At 44.5% G+C, this 24,421-nt stretch carries 15 protein-coding genes and 1 pseudogene; 4 read left to right on the top strand and 12 right to left on the bottom strand.

The window, feature by feature from the left end:
- Positions 1–11: 11 nt before the first annotated feature.
- The 5 genes from H6F66_RS23195 to H6F66_RS23175 all read right to left on the bottom strand — a co-directional run bounded on the left by H6F66_RS23195 (position 12) and on the right by H6F66_RS23175 (position 14,083).
- Entirely contained in the window at positions 12–3,218 is a 3,207-nt protein-coding gene (locus tag H6F66_RS23195; RefSeq protein WP_190426166.1) for a HEAT repeat domain-containing protein, read from the bottom strand.
- Positions 3,219–3,473: 255 nt separating this feature from the next.
- The gene (locus H6F66_RS23190; protein WP_190426163.1) at positions 3,474–4,778 is read right to left on the bottom strand and encodes a hybrid sensor histidine kinase/response regulator; all 1,305 of its coding nucleotides are present in this window, start codon (positions 4,776–4,778) and stop codon (positions 3,474–3,476) included.
- A gap of 267 nt (positions 4,779–5,045) precedes the next feature.
- Entirely contained in the window at positions 5,046–6,881 is a 1,836-nt protein-coding gene (locus tag H6F66_RS23185; protein ID WP_190426160.1) for a GGDEF domain-containing response regulator, read from the bottom strand.
- Between the two features lie 69 nt (positions 6,882–6,950).
- Positions 6,951–12,008: an MHYT domain-containing protein gene (locus H6F66_RS23180; RefSeq protein ID WP_190426157.1), complete on the bottom strand. Its 5,058-nt coding sequence runs from the start codon at positions 12,006–12,008 to the stop codon at positions 6,951–6,953.
- 689 nt (positions 12,009–12,697) lie between these two features.
- Positions 12,698–14,083 (bottom strand): ATP-binding protein, encoded by a 1,386-nt coding sequence (locus H6F66_RS23175; protein WP_190426144.1) that lies wholly within the window; start codon positions 14,081–14,083, stop codon positions 12,698–12,700.
- Positions 14,084–14,196: 113 nt separating this feature from the next.
- On the opposite strand from H6F66_RS23175, the gene H6F66_RS23170 reads away from it, so the two are divergent.
- Positions 14,197–14,706 carry a MarR family transcriptional regulator gene (locus tag H6F66_RS23170; protein WP_190426141.1) on the top strand — a complete coding sequence of 170 codons (510 nt, stop codon included), beginning with the start codon at positions 14,197–14,199 and terminating at the stop codon, positions 14,704–14,706.
- Between the two features lie 102 nt (positions 14,707–14,808).
- Entirely contained in the window at positions 14,809–15,336 is a 528-nt protein-coding gene (locus H6F66_RS23165) for a hypothetical protein (RefSeq protein WP_190426138.1), read from the top strand.
- On the opposite strand, the gene H6F66_RS23160 is transcribed toward H6F66_RS23165, so the two are convergent.
- The 7 genes from H6F66_RS23160 to H6F66_RS23130 form a co-directional block, all read right to left on the bottom strand.
- A complete protein-coding gene (locus tag H6F66_RS23160; RefSeq protein WP_190426136.1) occupies positions 15,337–16,803 on the bottom strand; it encodes an ATP-binding protein in 1,467 nt (488 codons plus the stop codon).
- A gap of 270 nt (positions 16,804–17,073) precedes the next feature.
- Positions 17,074–17,454: a type II toxin-antitoxin system VapC family toxin gene (locus tag H6F66_RS23155; RefSeq protein ID WP_190426133.1), complete on the bottom strand. Its 381-nt coding sequence runs from the start codon at positions 17,452–17,454 to the stop codon at positions 17,074–17,076.
- The gene (locus tag H6F66_RS23150; RefSeq protein WP_190426130.1) at positions 17,454–17,678 is read right to left on the bottom strand and encodes a type II toxin-antitoxin system Phd/YefM family antitoxin; all 225 of its coding nucleotides are present in this window, start codon (positions 17,676–17,678) and stop codon (positions 17,454–17,456) included. The genes H6F66_RS23155 and H6F66_RS23150 overlap by 1 nt, the downstream gene beginning before the upstream one ends.
- Before the next feature lie 106 nt (positions 17,679–17,784).
- Positions 17,785–18,396, bottom strand: a complete 612-nt coding sequence (locus H6F66_RS23145) for an HAD family phosphatase (protein WP_190426128.1) — start codon at positions 18,394–18,396, stop codon at positions 17,785–17,787.
- 130 nt (positions 18,397–18,526) lie between these two features.
- Complete coding sequence (locus tag H6F66_RS23140) at positions 18,527–20,449, bottom strand: hypothetical protein (protein WP_190426126.1); 1,923 nt, start codon at positions 20,447–20,449, stop codon at positions 18,527–18,529.
- A gap of 314 nt (positions 20,450–20,763) precedes the next feature.
- The gene (locus H6F66_RS23135) at positions 20,764–21,666 is read right to left on the bottom strand and encodes a hypothetical protein (RefSeq protein ID WP_190426123.1); all 903 of its coding nucleotides are present in this window, start codon (positions 21,664–21,666) and stop codon (positions 20,764–20,766) included.
- 100 nt (positions 21,667–21,766) lie between these two features.
- Positions 21,767–22,987, bottom strand: a complete 1,221-nt coding sequence (locus H6F66_RS23130) for a DUF4336 domain-containing protein (protein ID WP_190426179.1) — start codon at positions 22,985–22,987, stop codon at positions 21,767–21,769.
- Positions 22,988–23,381: 394 nt separating this feature from the next.
- On the opposite strand from H6F66_RS23130, the gene H6F66_RS23125 reads away from it, so the two are divergent.
- Both H6F66_RS23125 and H6F66_RS28585 read left to right on the top strand, forming a co-directional pair.
- Positions 23,382–24,206, top strand: a complete 825-nt coding sequence (locus H6F66_RS23125) for a M90 family metallopeptidase (protein ID WP_190426120.1) — start codon at positions 23,382–23,384, stop codon at positions 24,204–24,206.
- A 99-nt stretch (positions 24,207–24,305) separates the two neighbouring features.
- Positions 24,306–24,421 (top strand): annotated as a pseudogene (locus H6F66_RS28585) (IS5/IS1182 family transposase); the annotation flags it as partial.

Below are 24,421 nucleotides of genomic sequence, written 5' to 3'. Positions count from 1 at the left end.
TCGTTAATTCTCTAACTTCTAACTTCCGAAACAGCTTTTACCTGAATCGGTAAGGCTATCTGAGGATAAGCTTTTTGAATTTTTAGCATTATCTGAATCGCTGATGCTTTGTCGCCAATTGCCATCGTTGCAGATTGCCGCGTGAGAATTTCAGCGATAATCCTGGCAGCTTCTTCGTTTTTTAGTGCCTCATCATCCAGAAAAGCAAAGATGCGCTTCTTGGCAACTCTGCCGCGATTAACACTAGATAAAACGGTAACAAAGTAGGACGCTAGTTTCCTTAAACGTTCGGAATTATTTACAGCATGGTTTTCTAGATAGTTAGTCGCAAACATCTGCATATCAGTAGAAGGATGTTCGCTGAATTTGAGCAGGTATTCTTGTCCATCACTTTCTTGGAAATTGCGAGTGACTATATCGCGTCCAAAAGCACGAACATCTTCACGAACGCTGTCACAGATACTGACTATGACTTCGGGAGTCCAATCTTCTTTAGCAAATTCGGTATTAAAGATTCTGGAGGCAAATTCCCGCGAGTCATCCCACTTGGACTCTAGTAACCGCACTGCTGATAACATTTCCTGAGAGTCGTTGCGGATGCGGTTTAAATTTCGCAATAACATTTCTCTTGCTGCTTCACGGACTGCGAGAATTTCATGACTGGCAAGTTTTACTATTTCGCTTGTCTTGAAGTCTGTGAGGTAGCGATCGCTATTTTCTCTCAATACCAAACCCCCCAATTCTTGCGCGACTGAGGATTTAGCACGAAGTAGCTGCATCGCGCGTTCTTTGCTGATATTAGACATCCATCCGGAGATGTCTTCTCGCATCAGCTGGACTACATCTCTGTGGACGCCTTCGTGCCTTTCGGGTGTAATTAAGACATTAATAAAATTAGCGGCTAACTCGGTAGCAAAATCTGGATTATTAATTGCCAAACGCCGAATCACCGGACGGATTGCATTGCGGATTTCGGTAACGGCGTTAATTGCCATTGCCACGATGAGGATGCGATCGCTTAACAATCGCTCATCAGGTAGTTGTCCAAAAATCCTCACCCCAATACCCCGCACCGACTCATAAGGAGAGGAAAGAAGTAATTCAATTAAATCTGGTGGTAAGTCAACCGCATGAATTTTGTGATTCAACAGAATTCTTGCACCTAATTCTTGAATTTCTGGCATCGGGTGATTAAGTAAATCAAGGATTACACCCAACCCCAAATTACGCAGTTGCGGCGCAAAACTGATGAGCAAAGTTTCACTAATTTCTTTGACTATCCCCCCTAACTCCCCTTGATAAAGGGGGGATAACAAGGTATTTTCCTCCGCGCTTTCTAAGAGGGGTTGGGGAGGATATACCGATAACGCCAGCAACTCTGCAATAATTCTTCCAATCAATACCCTAGCTGTGGTATCGGTTAAAATTGATGAACTTAGTAACCTTCGCGCAAAAGCACGGGTATCAGCTTGTTGACTGGTCACTAAACCCGCGATAAAGTCGCTGGATTGAAAAAAGAATTCTCGTTGCTGTTCGATCCAACGATAGGCTTGTGTACGTGCTTCTGGGAATGCACAATTAGCAAGAGCCAAAACTAATTCGCTGTTGGGTTGGGCGGGGTTGTAGCGATCGCGTGCGAGTAAAAAACCGAGTTCGGCGGTTACTTCGTAGGGTTTATTGAGAAATCTGATTAGTGTGTCTATGTCAAGGCGATCGCAAAATTCTTTGCAGACGCGCAACGCCTTAACTGCAAAATGATGCACCGGACGGCAATCACTTTCTATTAGTAACTCTACAAGTCCTGCTGGGTTTTGTTGCCAAAGTTCGGGAAACGCTTCTTCTCTTACTTTTGGTTCTGGATTTCCTGGTTTATAACCTTCCCGACAACGCCACGCTTTGGGATGATAGACGTAGCGGGGGCTGTTTTCGTAGAGAATATGATTAAAAATCAAATAGCCAGCATAAGTATCCCAATCTTTAGTAAAGCTTTCGTAGGAACGGCGTTGTTGGTTCCATGTCCTAAAAGTTGAGTGCTTGGCTGGTTGGGCGTCATCATCCGAATACTGTAGGAGAATATTGACTGCAAGATTGATATAGTTAGAGTCACCTTCTTCACCCAAAGTTTTGAGAGTACGCCACACTCGCCGCCGCAAGTATTCGCGAGTTTGTTGGCTGTAGGCTTTATTTGACTGCGGACTCTTGAGTTCTTCAGTGTGACGTTTCCCGGTACTATAATATTTGCGCCTCACCGAGTCCCACTGCCAATCCGTTCGCTGGTTATTAAACGTCCCAGGTTCTTTCTCAAAAGCGTAAGCAAGAATGCCAAAAATTTCTGCATCATGGCGATATTCAGCCATCTTGAAAATATGGCGAATTCGCTGGAAGTAGTTAGATTTAAAAGGTGTTTGGCATAAAATATCGAGTAGTGCTGGACGCACGTACTGGTTATCAATTTGATAAATAGTATCGAGAACGGAAAAACGCCTGTAATCGCTACTATTTAAATAATCGCGAAGTGCAGTTGCAAATGTTTCTGCTGTTCCATTCCGGGCTAAATCGCGCAACTCAGAAGGCAGTTGTTCTATCTTCTCAGAACGCATCTGCCCTTGTGTCTGTTCATCTAACAATTTAAATAGTGCTTCCCAAGCGATGCGGCGAACGAATTCAGCAATCGATTTATACTGAGACAGTTCTCTGAGGAAGGGAATTGCGCTGTCATCGCCACACCAACCTAACGCCCAAGCGATGCAGTAATCTCTCAACGGTTCGCCCGTGCCGATGAGTTGAATTAACAACGGTGTAGCTTCTCTAATTTTAAGTTCGCCAGCCCGCCAAATTGCCCGTTCCAGAGGCCATTTTCGATTGTCTCGGTTTGCCAAACGGTTCAGGATGGCTTGGTGGCGTGGGTCGCTAGTGACTGGTATATTACTTGCAGCTGGGACTGGTGCGGGTGCAGCCGCCTCGCTAACCGCCCCAGGGGTGACATCCCGATAGCCCTTCTGAATTTGGGAGTCAACCAGCTTATAGAACACTCGCTGCGCTGGGGCTAATGGCAAAGCCTGAACCGTCTTTGTCCCTTCCTTGAGAGTTGCGCCCCGCCTTCCATAGCGAAAATTGACTAAATAACGGTTTTCACCAGTTTGACAGAGATCGACTTCGTAGACTTTATCGGAACTCCCGGCTTGATAGATCAGCGTAGTCCTTTTGATTAGTTCCATACGATCTCAACTCTTGGGATCTAAATAGTATAAATGTACTATATAATACCTGACTGATGAGCCAAGGATCAAATTAAACCTCAAGCGGTACCGAGGGTAAGGAATTTTGCCCGAAAGCAGCTTGATGCAGTACAAACGAGTGATATCAAATTCGTAGAATTGCCCATAGTAATCTACGGGACATGATATGAAATATTTTTTTCTCTTTAGTCTCGCCTGCCAATTATTTTATCAACACATTTAAAACACCTTAATTTAACACCCTATATTCTTAATTAACTGCACTGGAATTTCAATTGTAAACTCTGCGCCCTGCCCAGGTAAGGAATTACAACGCAGTTCCCCTTTATGCTTTTCCACTACAATCTCATAACTCGTCACTAACCCTAAACCGCTCCCTTGGCCTACAGGTTTAGTTGTAAAAAAAGGATTAAATAAGCGCGATCGCACTTTCTCATCAATGCCAATACCATTGTCTTTAATCTGAATTTTTACAGTCTTATAGGCAGTTAGCTCAGTATTAATCCAAATCGTCGGACTTGATAATTCAGTGATACCTTTTTCCAGCCCAGAGTCTATAGCATCAATAGCATTATTCAACAAATTAAAAAATACCTGATTAAGCTGACTAGCATAACAAGTAACCAAGGGTAAATTTCCATATTGTTTGATAACTTTAATCTCTGGACATTTCCTTTCTTTCCTGAGTCGATGCTGCAACAATAACAAAGTGCTATCAAGACCCTCATGGATATCTACAGCTTTGATATCTGATTCATTTAGGCGCGAGAAAATCCGTAAGGCAAGAATCATTGTAGAGATGCGCTCCGCCCCCGTCTGCATTGAACCCATAATTTTTTTGATGTCTAAACTTAAAAAATCTAAATCAATCTCCTGAATTGCTTCTTGAATGGGAATACTGGGGTTAGGGTACTCCTGCTGATATAAATTAATCAATTTTAGCAAGTCTTGGATATATTCGCTTGCAGGCTCAAGATTACTAGAAACAAAGCCAATAGAGTTATTTATTTCATGAGCCATCCCTGCGGCTAACTGACCTAAGCCTAGCATTTTTTCTTTTTGAACCAATTGTGCTTGAGTTTTTTTAAGCTCATTTAATGCTTGTTGAAGCTGGGTATTTTGCGCTTGCAGCTCATTTTGAAGATTTCTAATTGTCAGTTGATTTTGAATTCGAGCTAACACTTCTTCAATTTTAAAAGGTTTGGTGATATAGTCTACACCTCCAACTTTGAAAGCTTTAACTTTATCCATTACATCATCCAAAGCACTTAAGAAAATTACGGGTACAGAACTGGTTTGAGAATCCTTCTTCAGAAGTTCGCATACCTCATAACCGCTCATATTGGGCATATTAACATCCAGCAAAATTAAATCAGGAGGAACGGTTTTCACTGCGGTTAATGCCATCTGCCCATTGGTAGATTTCCGAACGTTATACCCCTCATCTAACAACAGAGAAGATAAAAAGCGAAGGTTGTCCGGTGTATCGTCAACTATCAGAATGTCTGCTTTGAAGATAGTATCCGGTTTGTAATTCATTGTAGTTTTATGTCTAGTTTAATAAAAGTTTTGTCAAATATTATTCGTTAATAATTTTAATTATATATTCTCAATATCTATTTATAAAATTCTCTCTTTTCTCTTTGCGGAGTGTTTTTTACGCCTGTAGTATTTCGTTTTAAAAAATGGCTTTCACAAATTAGATAAGATTAGCATAGGAGTTCTTTATAATTTTTTGCTGAATTGAAGGATTATAAATAATTAACAATTTAACTACCTTAGCATTAACTCAATTTTACTCATGTTTTACCACTGAGTAGCCGATTCAATTAAATTTGTTGCGTTTTTGCCATCTAAAGGTTTAGAAAAAAGATATCCCTGACCAAAATCGCATTTTAAAACTCTAAGTTGCTCTAATTGTTGCGCTGTTTCTATGCCTTCAGCGGTTACACTCATATTTAGAGCCTGGGCAATATTCATAATTGCTGAAATCAGCCCCAAATTGTCTGAATTTCCATTTAAAGAACTAATAAAAGAGCGATCAATTTTAATATTATCAATGGGAAAATTATGTAAATAACTTAGGGAAGAATAACCTGTACCAAAATCATCAATACACAATTGAATTTGGCGTTCCTGAAGTTGCTGAAGAATTACTTTAACAGGTTGAGAATTCTTCATAATGACACTTTCAGTAATTTCTAACTTTAAACTTTGGGGATTAAGCTGCGTTTCTGCCAGAATTTTGTCAATTTGCTCAATCAAATCGGGCTGAGCAAATTGCCGCACCGAAAGATTGACGCTCATGGTAAGGAGATAATCAGTAAGCTTTTGGTGATGCCATTGCTGAAGCTGATAGCAAGCTTCTCGTAAAACCCAGTTACCAATAGGGTTAATCAAACCTGTTTCTTCTGCTATAGGAATAAACAAAGTTGGAGAAATTAACCCTTGTCGAGGATGGTTCCAGCGTACCAGTGCCTCAAACCCAACAATTTTGCCTGTGGTGAGGGCAATAATTGGCTGATAGTGGATGATAAATTCTTGTTGATTGACAGCTCTACGCAGGTCGTTTTCTAGCTGTAAAACTTGAATAGCAGCATTGTGCATTTCCGAGTCAAAAATTTGGTATTGACCTTTTCCTAACGTCTTGGCACGATACATAGCGGTGTCCGCATCCCGCAATAAATATTCTGACTGTTCGTAATTAAGATGGCTTAGAGTAATACCAATACTGGCATTTATGAAAACTTCTTGTCTTTTTAATTGGAATGGAAAAGAGAGGGCTTTAAGTATTTCGTCTGCTATCAAAGTTACACTGTTAATATTTTCAATTTCCGTTAGGAGAATTGCAAATTCATCACCACTCAATCTAGCCAGAGTATCAGTTTGGTTTAGAGATGCTTCTAAACGACGAGCAAGGGCGACCAACAGTTCATCGCCGACGAAATGACCAAGGGAATCATTGACGACTTTAAAGCGATCGCAATCGAGAAACAACACCGCAAACTGATAATCTGGATGTTGCTTGGCACGTTTAAGAGCTTGTTCTAAGCGCTCCATGAATAAAAATCGATTGGGCAAACCCGTCAGAGCGTCATAGAGAGCCATTTTCAGCAGTTGCTCTTGCAGAAGCATCCGTTCAGAGATTTCCCTCTTCAGTTCCTGATTAGCTAGTTCTAACTGATGAGTACGCTCTTTAACTCGCTCTTCAAGTTGGGCATTAATTTGTTGGTTTTGGATTTTTGCTGCTTTCAGAGTTAGTTGGTTCTGAACGCGGGTTAAAACTTCTTCAAGTTGAAACGGCTTAGTGATATAGTCTGCGCCACCGACACCAAAGGCTTTTACTTTGTCAAAAGCATCACTCAGAGCGCTCAGAAAAATTACGGGGATTTCCGCAGTTCTCGGATCTGCTTTCAGATGTTTACAGACTTGATACCCATCCATGCTGGGCATCATAATATCGAGCAAAATTAAATCTGGCACAACACTTTGCACAGCTGTCAGCGCCATTTGCCCATTCAAGGCCTTGCGAATGTTATACCCCTCTTTGGTCAGCATCTTCGAGAGCAAGCGCAAGTTTTCTGGTGTGTCATCAACGATAAGGATGTCTTCTTTAGTCATGCCCATCCCAAGAGAATTCATCTCAAGTTTATTCTCATCATTGGTATTGTTCTGTCCATTTATTTGACTTTTTATTATATGCTGTAATGGCTAGCTTACACTTGATTGAGCTAATTTTATGATTTGCTCAAACTGAAAGTTTTCGGCTAAATCCGTCAAAGCAATAATGAGAGCCGAATTGTCTGCCGGTATTTCCTTAATCAGCTCAAAAATCAGGAGATCGCTGCCTTGGGAAGCTGCATAATGTATTTGTTCTATCCACTGGGGGGGCATACCGGTAATCTGAATCCCTCTGCCGCAATTGGAAACCTTTTGTAAGTTTTGCTTTCTGCTTTCTATCTGGTGTGCTTCCTCTTGATAAAGATATCGCACCCCCAGATATTTGCTCATTTTGAAAAGAAGCTCCTCTTCTCGAAAGGGTTTACGCACGAAGTCGTCACATCCGGCAGACAAAATAATTTGTCGCTCCTCTTCAAAAGCGCTAGCAGTTAGGGCAATAATTACAGTTGCCTGACCATTCAATGAAGCTCTAATTGTTTTGGTAGCTTCATAACCGTTCATTAAGGGCATCCGCATATCCATCCAAATTAAGTGTGGTTGCCAACTTTCCCAAATGGCTACAGCTTCTTGACCATCACAAGCTTCCCGCACCTGAAAGCCCACCGAACTAAGAAGCTCAACTAACAGAAGGCGATTTGTTAACCTATCCTCCACAACCAAAATGCGATAAATAGGTTGATTAGGGGCTAAACCGATAACTTTTTTAAAGATGGGTTGAGTTGTTTCAATCGGAGTTTCTTCAAGCAAACTCACTTGAATATCAAAAGTAAATTTGGCTCCCTTACCAGGAACACTGGTGACGGTAATTTCTCCCCCCATCAGTTGTACAAACTTTTGGCTAATGGGTAAACCTAAACCTGTTCCTTGATTTGATTTCAATCCTGTTGCGGTTTGTCCGAAGGCTTCAAATAACTTATCAAACTCCTCTGGGGCAATCCCGAAACCTGTATCTTCTACTTCAAAGTAGAGTTTCAGTTGTTTTATACCCTCGACTGCTGACACGCGCAAGGTGACGCTACCTTCTTGAGTAAATTTGATGGCATTACTCAGCAGGTTGATTAAAACCTGACGTAGCTTGCTTTCGTCGGTTTTGACATATTGAGGAACTTGGGGAGCGCGATCGCATATTAACTGGATGCCTTTGGATGTAGCTTTGAGTTGTAGCATCCGTTCAATACTATCGAGCAGACGATACAAATCAAAGTTATTTTCCAGCAGGGTGACTCGTCCTGCTTCGATTTTTGACATTTCCAGAACACCGTTAATCAATTCCAGCAAATGTTCGCCACTACGACTGATAATGTCTAAATATTCCTGATGCTCAGGGCATAGCGAGGTATCAAGACTCATCAGTTGAGTAAAGCCCAGGACGGCGTTGAGTGGCGTTCGTAGTTCGTGGCTCATATTTGCGAGAAACTCGCTTTTAGCACGGTTGGCAGCATCGGCGGTTTCCTTAGCCTTTATCAGTTCAACCGACTGCTTTTGAGTTTGCGCTAATAATTCAGCTTGTTGGATGGCGACTCCCAACTGCGCCCCAATTTGAACTACCATCTTGATTTCTGCATCTTGCCATTGGCGGGGAGCGGAATTTTGGTAAATTGCCAGTAATCCCCAAAGTTGATTGCTACAGAAGATGGGGACAATGATGTAGGCCCGTGCTTGAAATCGCTCTAAAAGTTGCAGATAACAATCGTCAAATCCAGCGGAGTAGATATCTGCGACACAGCGGTAACTTGTTTTTTGGCGATGAAAACCGCCTTGATTTTCTTGCAGATAAGTATCTTGTACTGGGTATGGTGAGCTATCTAAGGTTTTGACAACACAATCACTTTGGTCAACTACTACTTTTTTGAGATCGGGTTGATAGATTTGTTGCAAAACTAGCAAATTCCAACCCTCTGCTACTGATTCGGATACAAACTCTCCACTCCAGTCAGGGTTGAAACGATAGACAGCGGCGCGATCGCCATTTAAGGCTTCCCGCAGTTCTTGGGTTGTGGCACTAAAAATCTGGTCAATATCCAACGTTTGGCGCATCCGTTGAATTACGAAGGCGATCGCTTTTTCCCGTTCGGCACTCTCCCGCAGAGCTGCTTCTGCTTCCTTGTCTTCTGTGATATCAGTCACCAAACCATCCCAGATAATACTGCCATCAGCTTGCCGTTCTGGGCGAGAACTTCCTTGCAGCCACTTCATTTGACCGGAGACCAAAACTCGCCAGACGCAATCCCAAGGCTTCAGGGTTTCAGCTGAGATAGCAATCGACCGATTCAGAAGAGCGATATCATCAGGATGAGTAAGCGTCCAAAATACGGGGCCATCCTGAAGCACTTCCTCTGGCTCTAGTCCAAAGATTTCTCGGCAACCGCCGCTAACATAGAGAAACGCCCTTGAGCCATCGGGTTTGAGCATGAATTGATAAATCATCCCCGGTACGTTCTGTGCTAAATTCTGATACCGAGTATTGCTCCGTTGCAGTGCGGCTTGTGCTTCTAGATGTCCCTGACTAATGGCGATGAACTCGGTTACTAATTGGAGCCAATTAATTTCTTCTTGACTCCAGATTGAGGAGGAGCGAACGGCATCCAAACCCAGAAATCCTACAACTTTGCCAGACTGGAGCGTGGGAACCGCAAGCCGAGATTTGATATCAACCCACTCGGCTTTTTCGGTAGCTTCGGGTGGGATGTCAGCCGGAATTTGGACAGTGTTGCCACTCAAGATTTGGCTGTGAACCCAGCTATCATTCTCAACTGGCAATCTTTGAAATTTATCGATTAATGGCTCTATGCCAAAGCTGCACCACTCGTGGGTCATTTTTAAGCAGCTGTGGTTGCTGTCGTATTGAAAAAGATAGGCGCGATCGCTCCCCAGAACCTCACCGACTGTTTGCAGGGTGAAAGCGATCGCATTATCTAAGTTTTCGTCAATAAACCTATCTGGAGATTGGTGTAAATTGTAACTACGATTTAAATCCCGATTAGGGATGGAAATCATGAACATCCGAGAAATACGGCTCAAGCAACTGTCCATTTCCGCTCGTTTGTGAAGCAATTCCTCTGCTAATTTCCGCTCCAGTTCAGCTCCTGTCCTAGCAACAAAAATTTTCAAAATCATCTCTTTGCCCGGATCGTAAGGCATTGGCTGCACGTCTAGCACCGCCAAATTGCCGATTACATTCCCGGCGGAGTCTAACAGCGGGATTCCCCAGTAGCTTTGTGCGTTTAACTCAACTAAATCGCCAAAGTCAGGGAAGAGTTTTTGTACTTCTGACGGGTAAAAACCGCTCGTCCCCTGCAAGACATTTTCGCAGGGAGTGCCAGCTAGGTCGTACTCAAAGTTTTCGCCATCTTCGCCCTTCCAAAATGCCAAGGTACTTACTCTGGTTTTAGCATCGTTGGTAAACTTACCGACCAAAGCATAACGAACTCCTAGAACTTGGGCGAGATAACGAACACAGGTGTGAAAGAATTCATTGCCAGTTGCAGAACCTGTCCCCTCAACAATTAATTGCAGTGCTTCTTCTCTATGCTTGCGATCGTTAATGTCGGTATGGGAACCCGCTAAGCGATAGGGTGTGCCTGTTTCATCCCACGATGCGACTCCAGGAGTGAAAATCCAACGATAGCTACCATCTTTGTGCAATGCCCGGAACTCTTCTTTGTAGCTGGGGGTTTTCTTAGTCAAATAGTCATGCAACGCCCCTCTGACTCGCTCTGAGTCTTCTGGGTGGATAATTTTGAACCAAGAATCTATGTGACTCTTAATTTCTGAGTCTTCATAACCCAACATACTTTTCCAACGCGGCGACAGATAGGCATAATTCGTTTGCAAATTCCAGTCCCAAATCCCGTCGTTGGCCCCTTCTACAGCCAAGGCAAATCGTTCTTCACTTTGGCGAAGTGCCACTTCTGCTTGTTTTTGGTTAGTGATATCGCTAAGGGTGCAAATAATTCGCTCTACGCTACCATCCTCTGCTATCTGGGGATCGGCATTCACCAGCAGCCAGCGTTGATTTAGATGTTGAGGACTCTTAACTCTTGGCTGAATTTCTTCGTTCCCAGCCGGCGCAATTCCCATAACAATATTATGAATGGGTTGGCGCTCTTGGGCCGCCTTTTGCACTGGTAACTCTGTGGTTTGGAAGGGTGTACCGTCTTCGTGTAGCAAATGCCAACAAGCACCAAACACCTGATGCCTTGCATCCTCTGGATTGAGATTGAGAAGATTTGTCGCCGCTTGATTGCAAACGAGAATTTCGGCATTAGCATTCAGCAGCAATACTCCCACCTGCATTTCGCCAATCAGCGTCCGAAAGCGTTTCTCGCTTTCCTGTAAAGCCTGCTCTCGGACTAACTGAGCCGTTAAACGCTTATCAAATAGGGATGTTAATAAAGCTAAGCTTAAAATAAATAAGCTAGCAATCCCAATGGCAACCCCTAGCCAGGACTGGTTTATTGCAGGGGATTGCTGTACTGGCAAGACTTCGTAGGGAATAAAGTGAGTTGCCTGCATTCCGGTATAGTGCATTCCACTGATGGCAACTCCCATGACAAAGGCACTGCCGAGTTTTTGCCAAAAAAGCCCTTGCGAGGATTGATTTTGTAGCCGAAACAGCCAAAGGGCGGCAAAAGAGGCGCTCAGGGCGATCGCAACAGACAGGCTAACTAATATCCAGTCATACTCTATCTTCGCTGGCAGTTGCATCGCTGCCATGCCAGTATAGTGCATCGATGCGATCGCTATTTCCATGCAAACGCCACCGCCGATTAAAAGCGGTGTTGACATCAAGCTACGACTCACCAACCACAAAGCAATGCTTGCGGCAATAATTCCGTACAGCAGGGAAAGCAAGGTGATCCACACATTGTAGTTAACGCACTCAGGCAATTGGAACGCCAGCATGGCAATGAAGTGCATTGACCAAATTCCGCTTCCCATTGCCGCTGCTCCACCCAAAAGCCAGCGCCACCGTCCCCGTTCCAAGCCAGATTTTACTCGCCCTGCTAAGTCTAGGGCTGTGTAAGATGCAATTAGCGCGATCGCAAAGGAAAGCGTCACCAAGCCTAAGTTGTAAGTGCCTGCCATTGGGCTATCTATCTCGTTTTGAATGTCGCAGACTGCTAACAATTAAGGTTAATTTTATTATTAAGGAATATATTTCATCATAGCTTCCCTAACTTCACCCCTATTTGCAGGTAATATCCATTATGAATCTCTCCTCTATCTAAAGTAAGAATTAAAGCTCTAAATAAAACAAATATTCTTAAATTAGGAATATTTTTCAGATTGTAGACAAAAAAATAGGTATCCTCAAAATTCAGCTAGTAGGTTGGGTTGAGGAGCGAAACTCAACCTACGAAAACTACGCAAACTTATAACGAACTTTCTTGAGACTGTTATAGCAATTATTGGCTAGTAAAATCAACAGGGAAATTACCTACTTCTCATAATTCTTGTCTGATAAACCTTTTAACGAAACTTGCTTTTGCTCTTTATATATAGTTAATATAAATTTACTTTTTTACCACTACATTTAAGCGTTTTCTTAGCCCCCAATTTATCGCTCTATGCTTTACCCAGAAATTACTTTAAACCTGCACTATCTCGTTTCTAGGCTCTGGGTAGAAATGCCAAAAGGAGGGTCAGCCTCCGTTGTCACTCCAATTGACAGTTGTAATTTGGACACTCAAAAAAGCCTTCCACTCTTGCCTTCATGGAAGCACCTCAACTCTTAGCATTAGCAGGCTCCCGCCTGAGAACGAGGAGAAAATGCCTTAATTATCTAAACATTCTATGGGCAGATAAACGCGAAAACAGGTGTCACCAGGCTTAGACTCAAAGTGGATGTCGCCTTTGTGCCTTTTAACAACAATGCGGTAGGCAATTTCTAAACCTAACCCGGTGCCTTTACCCACACCTTTAGTAGTAAAAAATGGCTCAAAGATGCGAGATTGAATTCCTGGGGGGATACCTAACCCATTATCAGCAATTTCTACCAGTATGCAGTTATTGTCTCTGGACGTGCGGATCGTCAGCTGTCCTTTGCCATCCATCGCATCAATCGCATTGTCAATCAAATTAGTCCATACTTGATTAAGTTCGCTGCCGTAAACGCAGATGCGGGGAATACTTTTGTCGTAGTCGCGCTTGACCACGATTCCCTTCTTGAGCTTATGATTGAGGATGGTCAGGGTGTTCTCGATGCCCTGATGCACATCGACTTCTTGCAGGGGCGCTTGATCCATGTAGGAGTAAGCTTTAACTGCTTTCACTAAGTCAGAGATGCGGGCGGTACTCTGCTCAATTTCGTTTAATAATCCAGAGGAAGCAAGTGTCGCTTCTAGCCACAAGAGAACGTTGCTAAGAGATTCTGGGGTGATATTGTCGGTAAGAGTATCCAGTTTTTTGGTATCAATTCCGGCGTTAACAAGTGTCGGGGCGAGTTTCCAGCCGTTGCTGACATCGTGCGCTTCTAACCAGTCTGTCACCTCTTCTTCTTTGTCGCTTTGTGTTAGAGGATCGAGTGGGCATGAGGTGGTAGCGTGAGCGATCGCATCCTTATGAACATCAACAATAAAATTTAATTGCGCTGGGGACAAGGAATTCAGCTGCAAAGCCAGAGATTGCAAATTTTGGAAGTTCTCGCGCAATTGTCCAGCAGCCCTTTGTCCCGCAGAAGCTGGATTATTTAACTCGTGAGCCAGACCTGCTGACATTTTACCAAGTGCTGCCAGTTTCTCCTGTTGCCTGAGTTGCACTTCAACGTCTTGAGTTCGTCCCGCCATAGCCGAAAGCACCACATCAGCTATTGGAGAACATTCGGCGATGATGTGCTTAAAGGTGTCCATGTCAATCTGCACAACGCGAGAAGGAGCGATCGCGCGGGCGCTGGCAATAGATCCAGAACCTGTTAACATCGAAAGTTCACCCATAAACTCGCCCCGGCGATGAATAGCCAGCAGTCTCTTCTCGCCGCCAACAAGCTTAACGATCTCGATTTCGCCTTCTAGGACAACGTGAAAACTATAATTCTCCTCACCTTCTGAAAACAGCACATCACCCGTATTAAGCTGAATCTCAGTCCCATGCTGCTTCATCTGCTGCAACGCCTCATCAGGTAACTTCGGAAACAGCGCGTTCTGGTTTGGATCGTGCAGCATCGCAACACCTTTGTTTAACTCTGACTTCTACCATAGGGCAATCCCCTTATTTCTGGGTGAGTTCTGAATTAAGCCACCATAAAATAAGCTTCCTAATTAATCAGCAGCAATTCATGTTCATACTACGCACACTCCCAAATAACCAGATACTACTGAATCTTGCCAGTCGTTACCCAGAACTAGATATGGCTTCAGTACAAACTTGCCTAGCTTTTCTGAACACCACTGCTGATGTCTATGAAGCTTTTGATACTCACTTTGCTCGTTATGGTCTTTCAATGGGCAAGTTTACCCTTCTGATGCAGCTACTGCAAGCAGGCGAGCCGGGACTAACCCCATCAGAGTGCGCTGAACGTGCTGGTGTCACTAGAGGCACAATAACCGGGTTGCTTGACGGACTAGAACGCGACGGATGGGTAAAACGCCGACCTCATCCGGCGGACAGGCGGATGCTGAGTGTGCAACTGACAGAAAAGGGACAGCAATTGCTTGATGAAATGCTCCCAGATCACTTTTGCCGCACCACTGGCCTAATGGCTAATCTCACTGAGGCTGAAAAGAAGACACTGATTGAGTTGCTGGCAAAGTTAGGCTCTGGAACACCTGCCATGCGCGAACCATAATTTGATAAGGAGCCATACTATATGGCAACTCATGGTAAATTAATAAGGAGCCATATAGTATGGCTGCAAATTATTTTAACCTAGATCATCACCTAAAGCTTCATGAACAAACTAACTGTCAAGCAAAAAAACTGGTTATTGTCTTCCCACGTTGGTTTTATCGGACTTTGGTTTGGAACAGCTTTAAGCATGGTAATCATCGCTTTAAGTAACAGAAATACAACAAATGGCGATGAACTATACGCGATTAATTCAATTGTGAAGCTGCTAGATGACTTTATTGTTATTCCGGCCGCAGTCGGTTCGTTGTTAACGGGTGGATTGCTTTCCTGGTTGACAGTTTGGGGATTTGTGAAATTTTACTGGGTTATTGTTAAGTGGATTTCTACACTTGTACTTATTACATTCGGGACTTTTTGGCTTGGTCCGTGGACAAACGCAATGACCTCTATTTCCGATACAGAAAGACTAAAAGCGCTGGAAAATCCGCTTTATATGTTTGATGTCAAAGGAGTAATTATTGGTGGCGTAATTCAGACTTTATGCCTTTTAGTAATCATTGCTATTTCTGTTCTTAAGCCGTGGGGAAGACGAAATGTAGTTAAAGCTGACAGCCATTCTTCCGTTTAGTTAGGCAATTTCTCTTTCTATGAGCTTGTTATTAGCAGCAATAGGAAGACGAACCAAAAAGCGTGTGTCACCCGGCGTTGAGGTTAAACTGATATTGCCGTAATGTTTGGCGACAATGCGGTAAGTCATATCTAAACCTAAACCAGTGCCTTCTCCTACACCTTTGGTAGTGAAAAATGGCTCAAAGATACGATGCTGAATTTCCGGCGGTATACCCGATCCGTTGTCGGCAATTTCCACCAGAACGCGATCGTGTTCGTGCTTAGTACGAATCAAAATAGTAGGTATTAGGGATTGGGTATTCCCAGTCTTTAGTCCCCAGTCCCTAGCCACCAATCCCAGAGCAGCGATCGCATTATCAATCAAATTCGTCCACACCTGATTTAGTTCGCTGCCATAAGCCGTGATCCGCGGCAGATTCAGGTCGTATTCCCGCCTCACCACGATACCTTTTTTCAGCTTGTGACTGAGAATTGTCAGCGTACTTTCCAGCCCTTCATGCACGTCTATCTCTTGCAGTGGGGCTTGATCCATATAAGAGTAATCCTTAATCGCTTTCACCAGATGGGATATCCGCGCCGAACCCTGCTCGATTTCGGACAACACCCCAACGCCTGTCAGCGTCGTTGTAATCCAAATCAGCACATCCGAGAGCGAGTCGGCGGACACGTTTTTTGCAACAGTTTCCAACCATTGGGTGTCAAGTCCTGCTTGTACTAGGGTGGGGGCGAGTTTCCAACCATCGCTTACATCGTGCGCGTCTAACCAATCAGTAACTTCCTCCTCCTTGTCGCTTTGCGTCAGAGGATCGAGGCGAGGCGCTAGAGTAGCACGCTTTGTTACGTCGCATTGCAAGTCGGCAAGAAACTCAAGTTGGGCTTTTGTCATCTGCTGTTGATTCAGCTTCAGCGCCATGCAAGGCAACTCTTCAAAGATATCTTGCAAGTTAGTTGCACCCCGAATCACCGCTGCGGCGGGGTTATTCATTTCGTGAGCCAGTCCAGCTGCCAAAGTGCCGAGTGCTGCCAGTTTTTCCCGCTGCTGCGACAAATTTTGAAAATCTTGCATCCGCAACGCCATCGTGCGGAGAATAACTTTAGTCACGCAAGAACAAGCCGCCAGCAGTTGCCAAAATGCGTCTTTTGGTAACTCAAAAATATGGCATTGAGTAACGGCGCGTCCGCTTGCCCAGAAGTATTCTTGACCCATTAAAACGGGTAACTCGCCAAACAGCGTTTGCGGTTCGTAGGTAGCTAATACGATTTCTTGTTCGCCAACCTTCTGCGTTATCCGAACTTCACCTTCTAGCAGCACAAAAACATGGTCTGCGGGATCTCCTTCTGCCCGATGAATTTCACCCGCTTGTCGCCATACTTCTATACCCTGTTCGCACAACCAGTCCAACTTTGCTTCCGGTAATTCTGTAAAGAGTGGCACTTGGCGTAAAGCGTCTTTGATGTCGAGCATTATCACACCTTCCCCATGCGATCGCTTTCTCAATGATTATGCGCGATTTGCCCAAAATGTGTTTATAGAACCCATTTGACATCTTTTGCTGGGGTGCTTGGCTTTGAAGTAAGCCGTTACTTTGCGATCAATGATAGAGCCTGCTTAACAAGACTGTTTTTTGCAAGAACAGGGATAAAACCAGCTAGCTGCAAGGCTTTTAGTTTCAGGAATAGATCTCAAATGGGTTCTATAGAGTACCAGCCTCAGAACGCTCTTTTTGTGTGCTACTTACCACAGTCGAGTAATTGGATAAGCATCAAAGGCAGAATCAGCACTCAGAATCGGTATCCGTTCCACCATAGACTGTGCAATCAAAAGCCTATCGAATGGATCGCGATGATGAAAAGGTAGCGCTGCAATAACATCGATATGGTCTAGATTGATAGAAAGCAACTCGATGCTGTTTAAACTAAGTTGCTGCTCTATAAATATCCTAAAGGGTAGACCAAAACTTAGTTTACCACTGCTATGCTTAATTGCCATTTCCCAAACACTAGCTATACTGAGCAGATTTTGGTTATCCTCAATTAGCGATCGCAATCTGGGGCTGATTCTAGGATTGCCCATAACAAACCAAATAAAGCTATGAGTGTCCAGCAGTTGCCTCATTACATATAGTCCTTAAAGTCTTCTATAGGATCGTCAAAATCCTCGGATATTGTAACCAAGCCTTTAGCACTGCCAAACTGGGGGCGACCCTTAGCTGGCGACACTGGAGTTAATTTAACAACAGGCTGATCGTCTTTTGTAATCACGATTTCTTCGCCTCTAAGTGCGGCTTCGATTAAGTCGGGTAGATGTTTAGATGCTTCGTCGAGATTTATTTGCTGCATGGCTATAACCTCTGTATTTATAAATTTATCTTGACATCAAAAATCGGTTATTTGGTGCGAATTTGGCAACGCTTACTGCTGGATGCGATCGCATCATCAATCTGTGTCAAAAGGTACCAGCTTCAGAACGCCAGAGGACGCGCACATCAATTACCCGCATTAAGGCGCGATTAGCGGCTTCTATTCCTCCGTCGCTATCTTCATAGACAATACATTCTTCTGGCGCAACTCCCAAACGCTTCGCAGCTAATAGGAAGATGTCGGGAGCAGGCTTACCCTGCGCTACATCATTCACAGTTACAACAGTATCGAAAAGATATCGCAAGCCAATAGCATCCAGCGTTGCTTCCACCAGAGGGCGATGACCACCACTAGCCACAGCCATCGGCACTTTACCATAGTGACTCCGGGCAATATCCGCTACTGCCTGAATTTCCACTGCCGTATGTGCTAAAGCAATATAACGACGTTGCTTATCTACAAATGTCAATTTTTCATCAAGACTATAACCAAATTCGCTGTTAAGCGTGCGGATAAGTTCCTTTGCAGATATGCCATTCCGCTTAAAAAACCATTCTTCATTTAACTCTACACCGAACGAGCGCAGCGTCGCTGTCCATGTCTGAAAATGAATAGGCATGGTATCCGCCAAAGTTCCATCACAGTCAAAAATTAGTGCGGCATAAGGTGGCTGTGGCAGAATAGGTTTTGTGTTCATGTGGTTAGGTTATTCAAGCTAAATAGCGATCGCGTTCTAATCCTAATACGGTTCACGAATAAGTTAAAAATCCCCAAGTGACCGTAGGCTGGGGATGGCTCCCCAACCTAGAATTAATCAAAATTTACTTCTATTGAATCAGAATGATTGCCTCTTGAGCTTTAGTATTTAAGGCTTTTTGAAGTTCTTGCCCAACTTTCGCAATCAGTTCGTTAAAAGTCTCCCGATTCTCTGTCAACTGTTTTCTAAAAACATTTTCTAACTCAGGATTCATTTGCTCGCAGATAGAATCAAGCTTGCTATCGCTTAAAAGAACGCCACGACTCCAACTAGGAACATCAACATTTTCCTTGATGGCTTCTTGGGTTTTGCTCCGAGTTATCTCCACTCCGGCAGCAAGCACAGAAGCACCATATATTAGCACAATCGGCCAAGTCAAATGCCCCGTGAGAACCAGAGCGATGATGCTACCGATAGTACCTCCACCAATCACCACATTGACGATAAATCCCACTGTATCAGCAAGGATAGCATCCCCAATTGACAGCTCCGGGTTGACTACGGCAGGGTCGATCCCTTCCTCAAACCTCAAGCTACTTCTGGGTATTTGGAACTTTCGACAAATCGGGTCGGTTTCTGCGGCTAAGTCGGGTTGAATTTTGCTGTTAAACCAAGTGACAGATTGATTTTTGATGATAAGTCTGGCGCGATCGCTTTTAATCCACTCCTCTGCGCTTCTCTTCAAGGCATTTTCCAAATCGGCTAAAGTCCGTACTTTGTTGTTTCGCCAATCTTTCAGACCTGGTTTAACTACATTTTCAATCAAACCCTGTGATAAAGGTAACGTCAGCTGTTCGATTAACTCTGGGATATGTCTCTCAACGAGTTCTTTCAGCTTCTTCGAGTCGAACAGTTGCTTGACTTCTTCTTTAAATGCACTCGCACGCATATCCCATCGTCCTACCCGCGATAAACCTAGTGCAATGCACCGTTCCGGTTCTGGATCTGGGCGAACCTGTGTTTCGGGTTCCGGGAAAATCTCCTGGCAAATATCGCGGGTAAAGTTCATGCGGGATGCGCCGCCAGTCATCAGCACAACTTTCGGAACAATACCCTGTTGGTCGAGTTGTTCCTTCGCCTCAGTCACCGCCTCGCGAAAAGATTGAATCCAACTCTTGTCTCCTAGTTCAGACAAAGGATGGTTCAAAATCTCCTGCGCGATCGCTCCATTAACTTGCGGAACAAAGTAAATTTGTTCGTTAATCGACTCGAAGCCGCGTGCAAATGTTTGCGGATGCTTGTACAGTTGTTCGTTAGAAAAGTAGTCTTCTTTAGCTTTGCGACAGGCGAGTTCGCAACGAGCTTGGTGATGGGGATATTGCCCAAAAACTCTTTCGAGTAACGCTTTCTCTTCGTGTTTGGCGAGAGTCCGGGCAAAAATTGCCTTGTCGATTAGGGATGCTCCTAGCGCGTTACTCCCGAAATCTATCGGGATCTCGTGCAAGCTCTTGACCAGAGTAAAATCCGTAGTTGAGGAGCCAATATCGACAATTAGCACCGACGATTTGAGCTTGTCGAAGTCCAGCTTACCAGCTTCCTTGGCTTGCATGAAAGCCGCCCGCGACTCCGGTACAACACTCAGTAAACCAATCCCAGATTCCTTAAGTAGCTTTTGGTATTCTTCGCGATCGCTTACTGACCATCCTGACGGACACCCAACATAAAACTGGCTATTCTCTCCACCTTCAATCTGTTTGCTTTCTTTTAAAAGGCGGTAGTAGGTTTCCACGAAACTGCGGATAGTCTCTCTGTAATTTGGATCGTTGTTAGGTTTTTGCTTAAAAGAAATTTTCAGCTGAGTAACGCCAGCTTGGATTAAGGCTTGTTCTCCGACAAGATAACCCAGTTCCGGATGCCAGCCAAGAGCAGTGACTTGAACTTTCTTATTATTGACCTCAAGCATCTCTGGAGGTTCGATGCTTTCAACCCTCGCCTTAGCCACAGCTGTTTCACCGTGTCCCAAATCGAACCCGATTGTTTCTAAAATTTCCATACTTTTTCTATCCCCTAATTCTTATTTTGAAGGGGAAACACTGGGTGCATTTCCATTTTGCAAAAATCTCGCCCCAGGCATCTTGCCTACGCTATATCCACAGACAGGCGAGATGTCTGTCCGAGGAATTGAAAAAAATGGGATGCTATAGCAATCCTAATCCATTTATGAAATTCTCTCTTCCTCCGTGTTCTCTGCGCCTTTGCGGTTCGTTTAAAAAAGGTAGCTTTCACAAATCAAATAGGATTGCTATACCAAAAAACTTTTTAAATGAAGACTTTGGCACTCTTGCATAGCTGTAACAGCAAGACAATTTACTCTCTAGTCTCAGAGTAAGCTGGCTCAACAACTCGACCTCTTCGGAGTAAGTGATCGCCTTTCAACAAGGCAGGAGTTATAGTTACATAATCTCTGGCTTCAGGGTCGATACTTGGCTCAAAGTCAAAATACTCGCGCCCACTATGCTTGTCGCCTGGTTGGTAAATCTGGGTTCGTATTCCTTGCTCCATTAAAATCTGGGGTAGAAGTTTCGTCAGTTCAAGCGCCATCTGGGGTTTTTGCAGAAATGACGCACCCGTTAGCCTCTGAACAACATTCAGGAGTTCTGGTAACTCTTCTATTCCACTACCGTCAAGTGGTTTTTTCACTTGTTCAGCCGAGGCGACTGCAAGATCGATAGTGTTGAGAGCATCACCAAGGTTGTCCAAAAAGGCTTTGCTGTCAACTTGCGTAATCAGCTTGGGCGGTGCTACAGGCTGCGGAGAGTCGGAAAGATTTTCGCCGCCCCCTTCGAGTTGGAACACAACTTCCAGCCCTACCAGCACAGTCATCAACAAGATGTCCATCCAAGCCCCAACGGTATCTTGAGTCAAGGAAAATAACGAACCTAAAATGCTTATACTGATGAGTCCCTGTAAGACTTTCAGAATTAAGCTGTTGGAGAGACCTCTGACTTGCTTAACGATTTTCTCAGGCTGTGGCTGGGAAATTCTCGTTTCGTTGGCAGCCGTGAGAGTAGCGATAGACTGTCGTAGCGTGTCCAGAAAAAAGGAAGCTAGACGAACCTGCGCCACGCTCAACTCACCGATGTAATTCCTCTCAAGATTATCGAGTCGGTTTTGCACCAGCTGAACTACCTGTTCCAGGTTAGTTGCCTTGTCAATCTCTGTCTCCAGTTGGTTGCGTTCTTTACCAAAAAGCGTTATTAGTGTTTTCATCACCCAAAAGCGCAACGATCGGTGTCTTTTTTAAGTTTGGCGTACAGCTGAGGCGAGGAACACAAATTTCGTCATGATTGACGTTCTTTTGCCAGCAGCCTTACAGCTTTTCCCGTGGCGGCGACGTGATGCGGAGCTTTGTCAGCATCTCCTCAAGTTCTCTGAGAAATTCAAAGTCCGCCGCAGGTAGGCGCTGATGGCTCGAAAATCCGCCTTCAGCCACGGATAGCTTCTTCTCTAAGAAATCGAACGCCTGCCGGAACTGACGCGGGTTTGCCTGAATGGGCGAGTCAAAGTGGCAGCCAACAATCCGCTCAAAATCCCAACGGGCTACCTTGTCAGCCCAGTCCAGCACTGTTCTCGGTGCTTGGTTGAGGATAATCGTCTGTAGAATCGGTGCTACAAACAGGCGACCGCCGCCTCGCAGTGCCTCAAACGACTGTTTCCAATCTTCCTTCCATTGGAAGGGAAACCAACCGAAATAAGCCTTCTTTGACCGATCTGGCGCTTTCAGGGCATCGCGAAACGACTTCCCCAATTTGGTCGCCTCTAGCGCACTCGGTCGGAAGTAGAACGCAAACAGGGAGATGCGCTGCCATCCCTTGCGGCGACTTTCCTCATTGTCCTCAACGACATCAAATACATCGTCCTTGGCGTGGAACAGTAAGGGGTACGGGTCAAGTTGGACGATTTCCGGCGGTTCTTCTGGCACTGAAAGCACGGAGTCTGTCACGAGTAGCGTGCGCGATCGCTTGTGAAATAATGCTACTTCCCCAAACGACCCCCGTCCCAGATTAATATAAAGCACCTCGTAGTCAAACTCATCGCCAAAGGGTGCTTCAGTGCTGTCCTCCGGGAGAATGCGGGTGCGTTTAGTCGGAAAACCGAGCCAGCTTAAGGGGAGGTTCACTGGGAAGCTCCACTGATTCGGAGCCACGAAGACTTCTGCGTTCGGAAAGCGTCTGGCGAAGGGGCCGACGAAAATCTTGTGTTCTAAACCGGAAAGCGTTGGCAGGATGATGTACTTAATATCGCCGTATCGTGCCACCAACTCATTGACGAGTCGGATACACTCTCCTGTCGGCGCGACTGGGGCATAAATGAGCAGGCCGCCTGCTTTGAGCTTAACGACGGTCATCCGAATTGGCACGACAGCATACAGAATGCCCTGCACTTGGTCGAATGTCCAAATCGTGTCCTTGACCACTTCTTTGCGGAGTGTCCGCCGGGTGCCGTATGGATAGAGTGGCAAGGCAGGCCAGAAATGCCATGTAAAGTCCCCAGGACGGATGCTTTGCTCCTGCGTTTCCTGCACGTTCATCGCGGTTCTATCCACGCCACAACTCCTCCCAATTTCCCAACGCTCAACCTATTTTTAATCTAATCTCCAGAAGTTAGAGTTGATCAAAGGTTGACACAATAATCTATCTTAGGTTTCGTTTTTTGAGCTATCTGTCTGTATATGGAGATAGCGATCGCCATCTGGGCTAGACTCCAGTGGTCATCTGTCGTCGCTTCATGCGCCTTCCACGCCCGCTCATCTTCTAGCTCGGCAAGGAGACGATCAGCGATCGCTCTGGTCGTTCATCCCCATCAGTGCGATCGCTCTGTTTTTCCTGGCGGGCAACAAAGATGTAATCCTATCGAGTAATTCAGGGATATTTGATCCCCCAAGCTTATCTGTAAATCAGACAGCATAAAATGCTTAAAAGTCAATGTTTGAAGCCATAATCATTTTTCTGATCATTGGACTGATTATCACTGGAATTTTAGTCAATCCTGCCCTAGTTAAACGACGCAGAAATCGTTTAAAACATCGTCCTTTTCCGCTACTGTGGAATGCGATTGTTGAGAATAATCTTCCTATTTACCTTCTTCTCTCTCCCGCTGAACGAAAACGACTTCAGGGAAACATTCAAGTATTTTTAGCAGAAAAACAATTTATTGGTTGTGGAGGATTAGACGTAACAGAAGAAATGAAGGTGATTATTGCGGCTGTCGCCTGTTTACTCCTACTCAACCAGCGAGAAACTTACTTTCCTAAACTTCGGTCAATTCTGGTTTATCCCAGCACATATCTTGTTAAGGAAACAGCTTACACTGGGAATTATATCGTGGAAGAAAGGCGTGTAGCCAGACTGGGGGAGTCGTGGACAAATGACCAACTGGTACTGTCTTGGGAACAGGTGAAACACGATACTTACAACTGGCGGGATGGACATAACGTTGTGCTTCATGAATTTGCCCATCAGTTGGATCAAGAAGATGGTAAAGCTGAGGGTGTTCCTATTTTGCACCGAAACTCAGATTATGCTACTTGGGCAAAGGTGATGACAGAAGAATATCAACAACTTTGCAATGATATTCAACGAGGCGTAAAGACGGTAATGAATAGCTACGGTGCAACGAATCCCGCAGAATTTTTTGCTGTAGCGACTGAGACATTCTTTGAAAAACCCCACCAATTACTGAAGAAGCATCCAGCACTTTACGAGCAACTGCAACGCTACTATCAACTTGATCCGGTGCAATGGGTTTAGATATGTTCAACTCAAACTCAGAGGATGTCTGAGAAGCCAGGAAAGCTCTCAAAACGATAACCTGTCAATAGCAAATTATCAGACAGCATTTTGAGAGCCATGACATCATCGTATCCGAGTAACTTGACCCAAGAACAATGGGAACTGTTATCCAGCTTGATTCCCAAAGCTAAACCGGGAGGTCGTCCGCGCACCGTAGATATGCAAGCAGTGGT

The organism is Trichocoleus sp. FACHB-6 (genome assembly GCF_014695815.1).
Classification (GTDB): domain Bacteria; phylum Cyanobacteriota; class Cyanobacteriia; order Cyanobacteriales; family FACHB-T130; genus Funiculus; species Funiculus sociatus.
The sequence above is the reverse complement of the archived record's forward strand: the minus strand, read 5'-3'. Positions and strand labels throughout refer to the sequence as shown.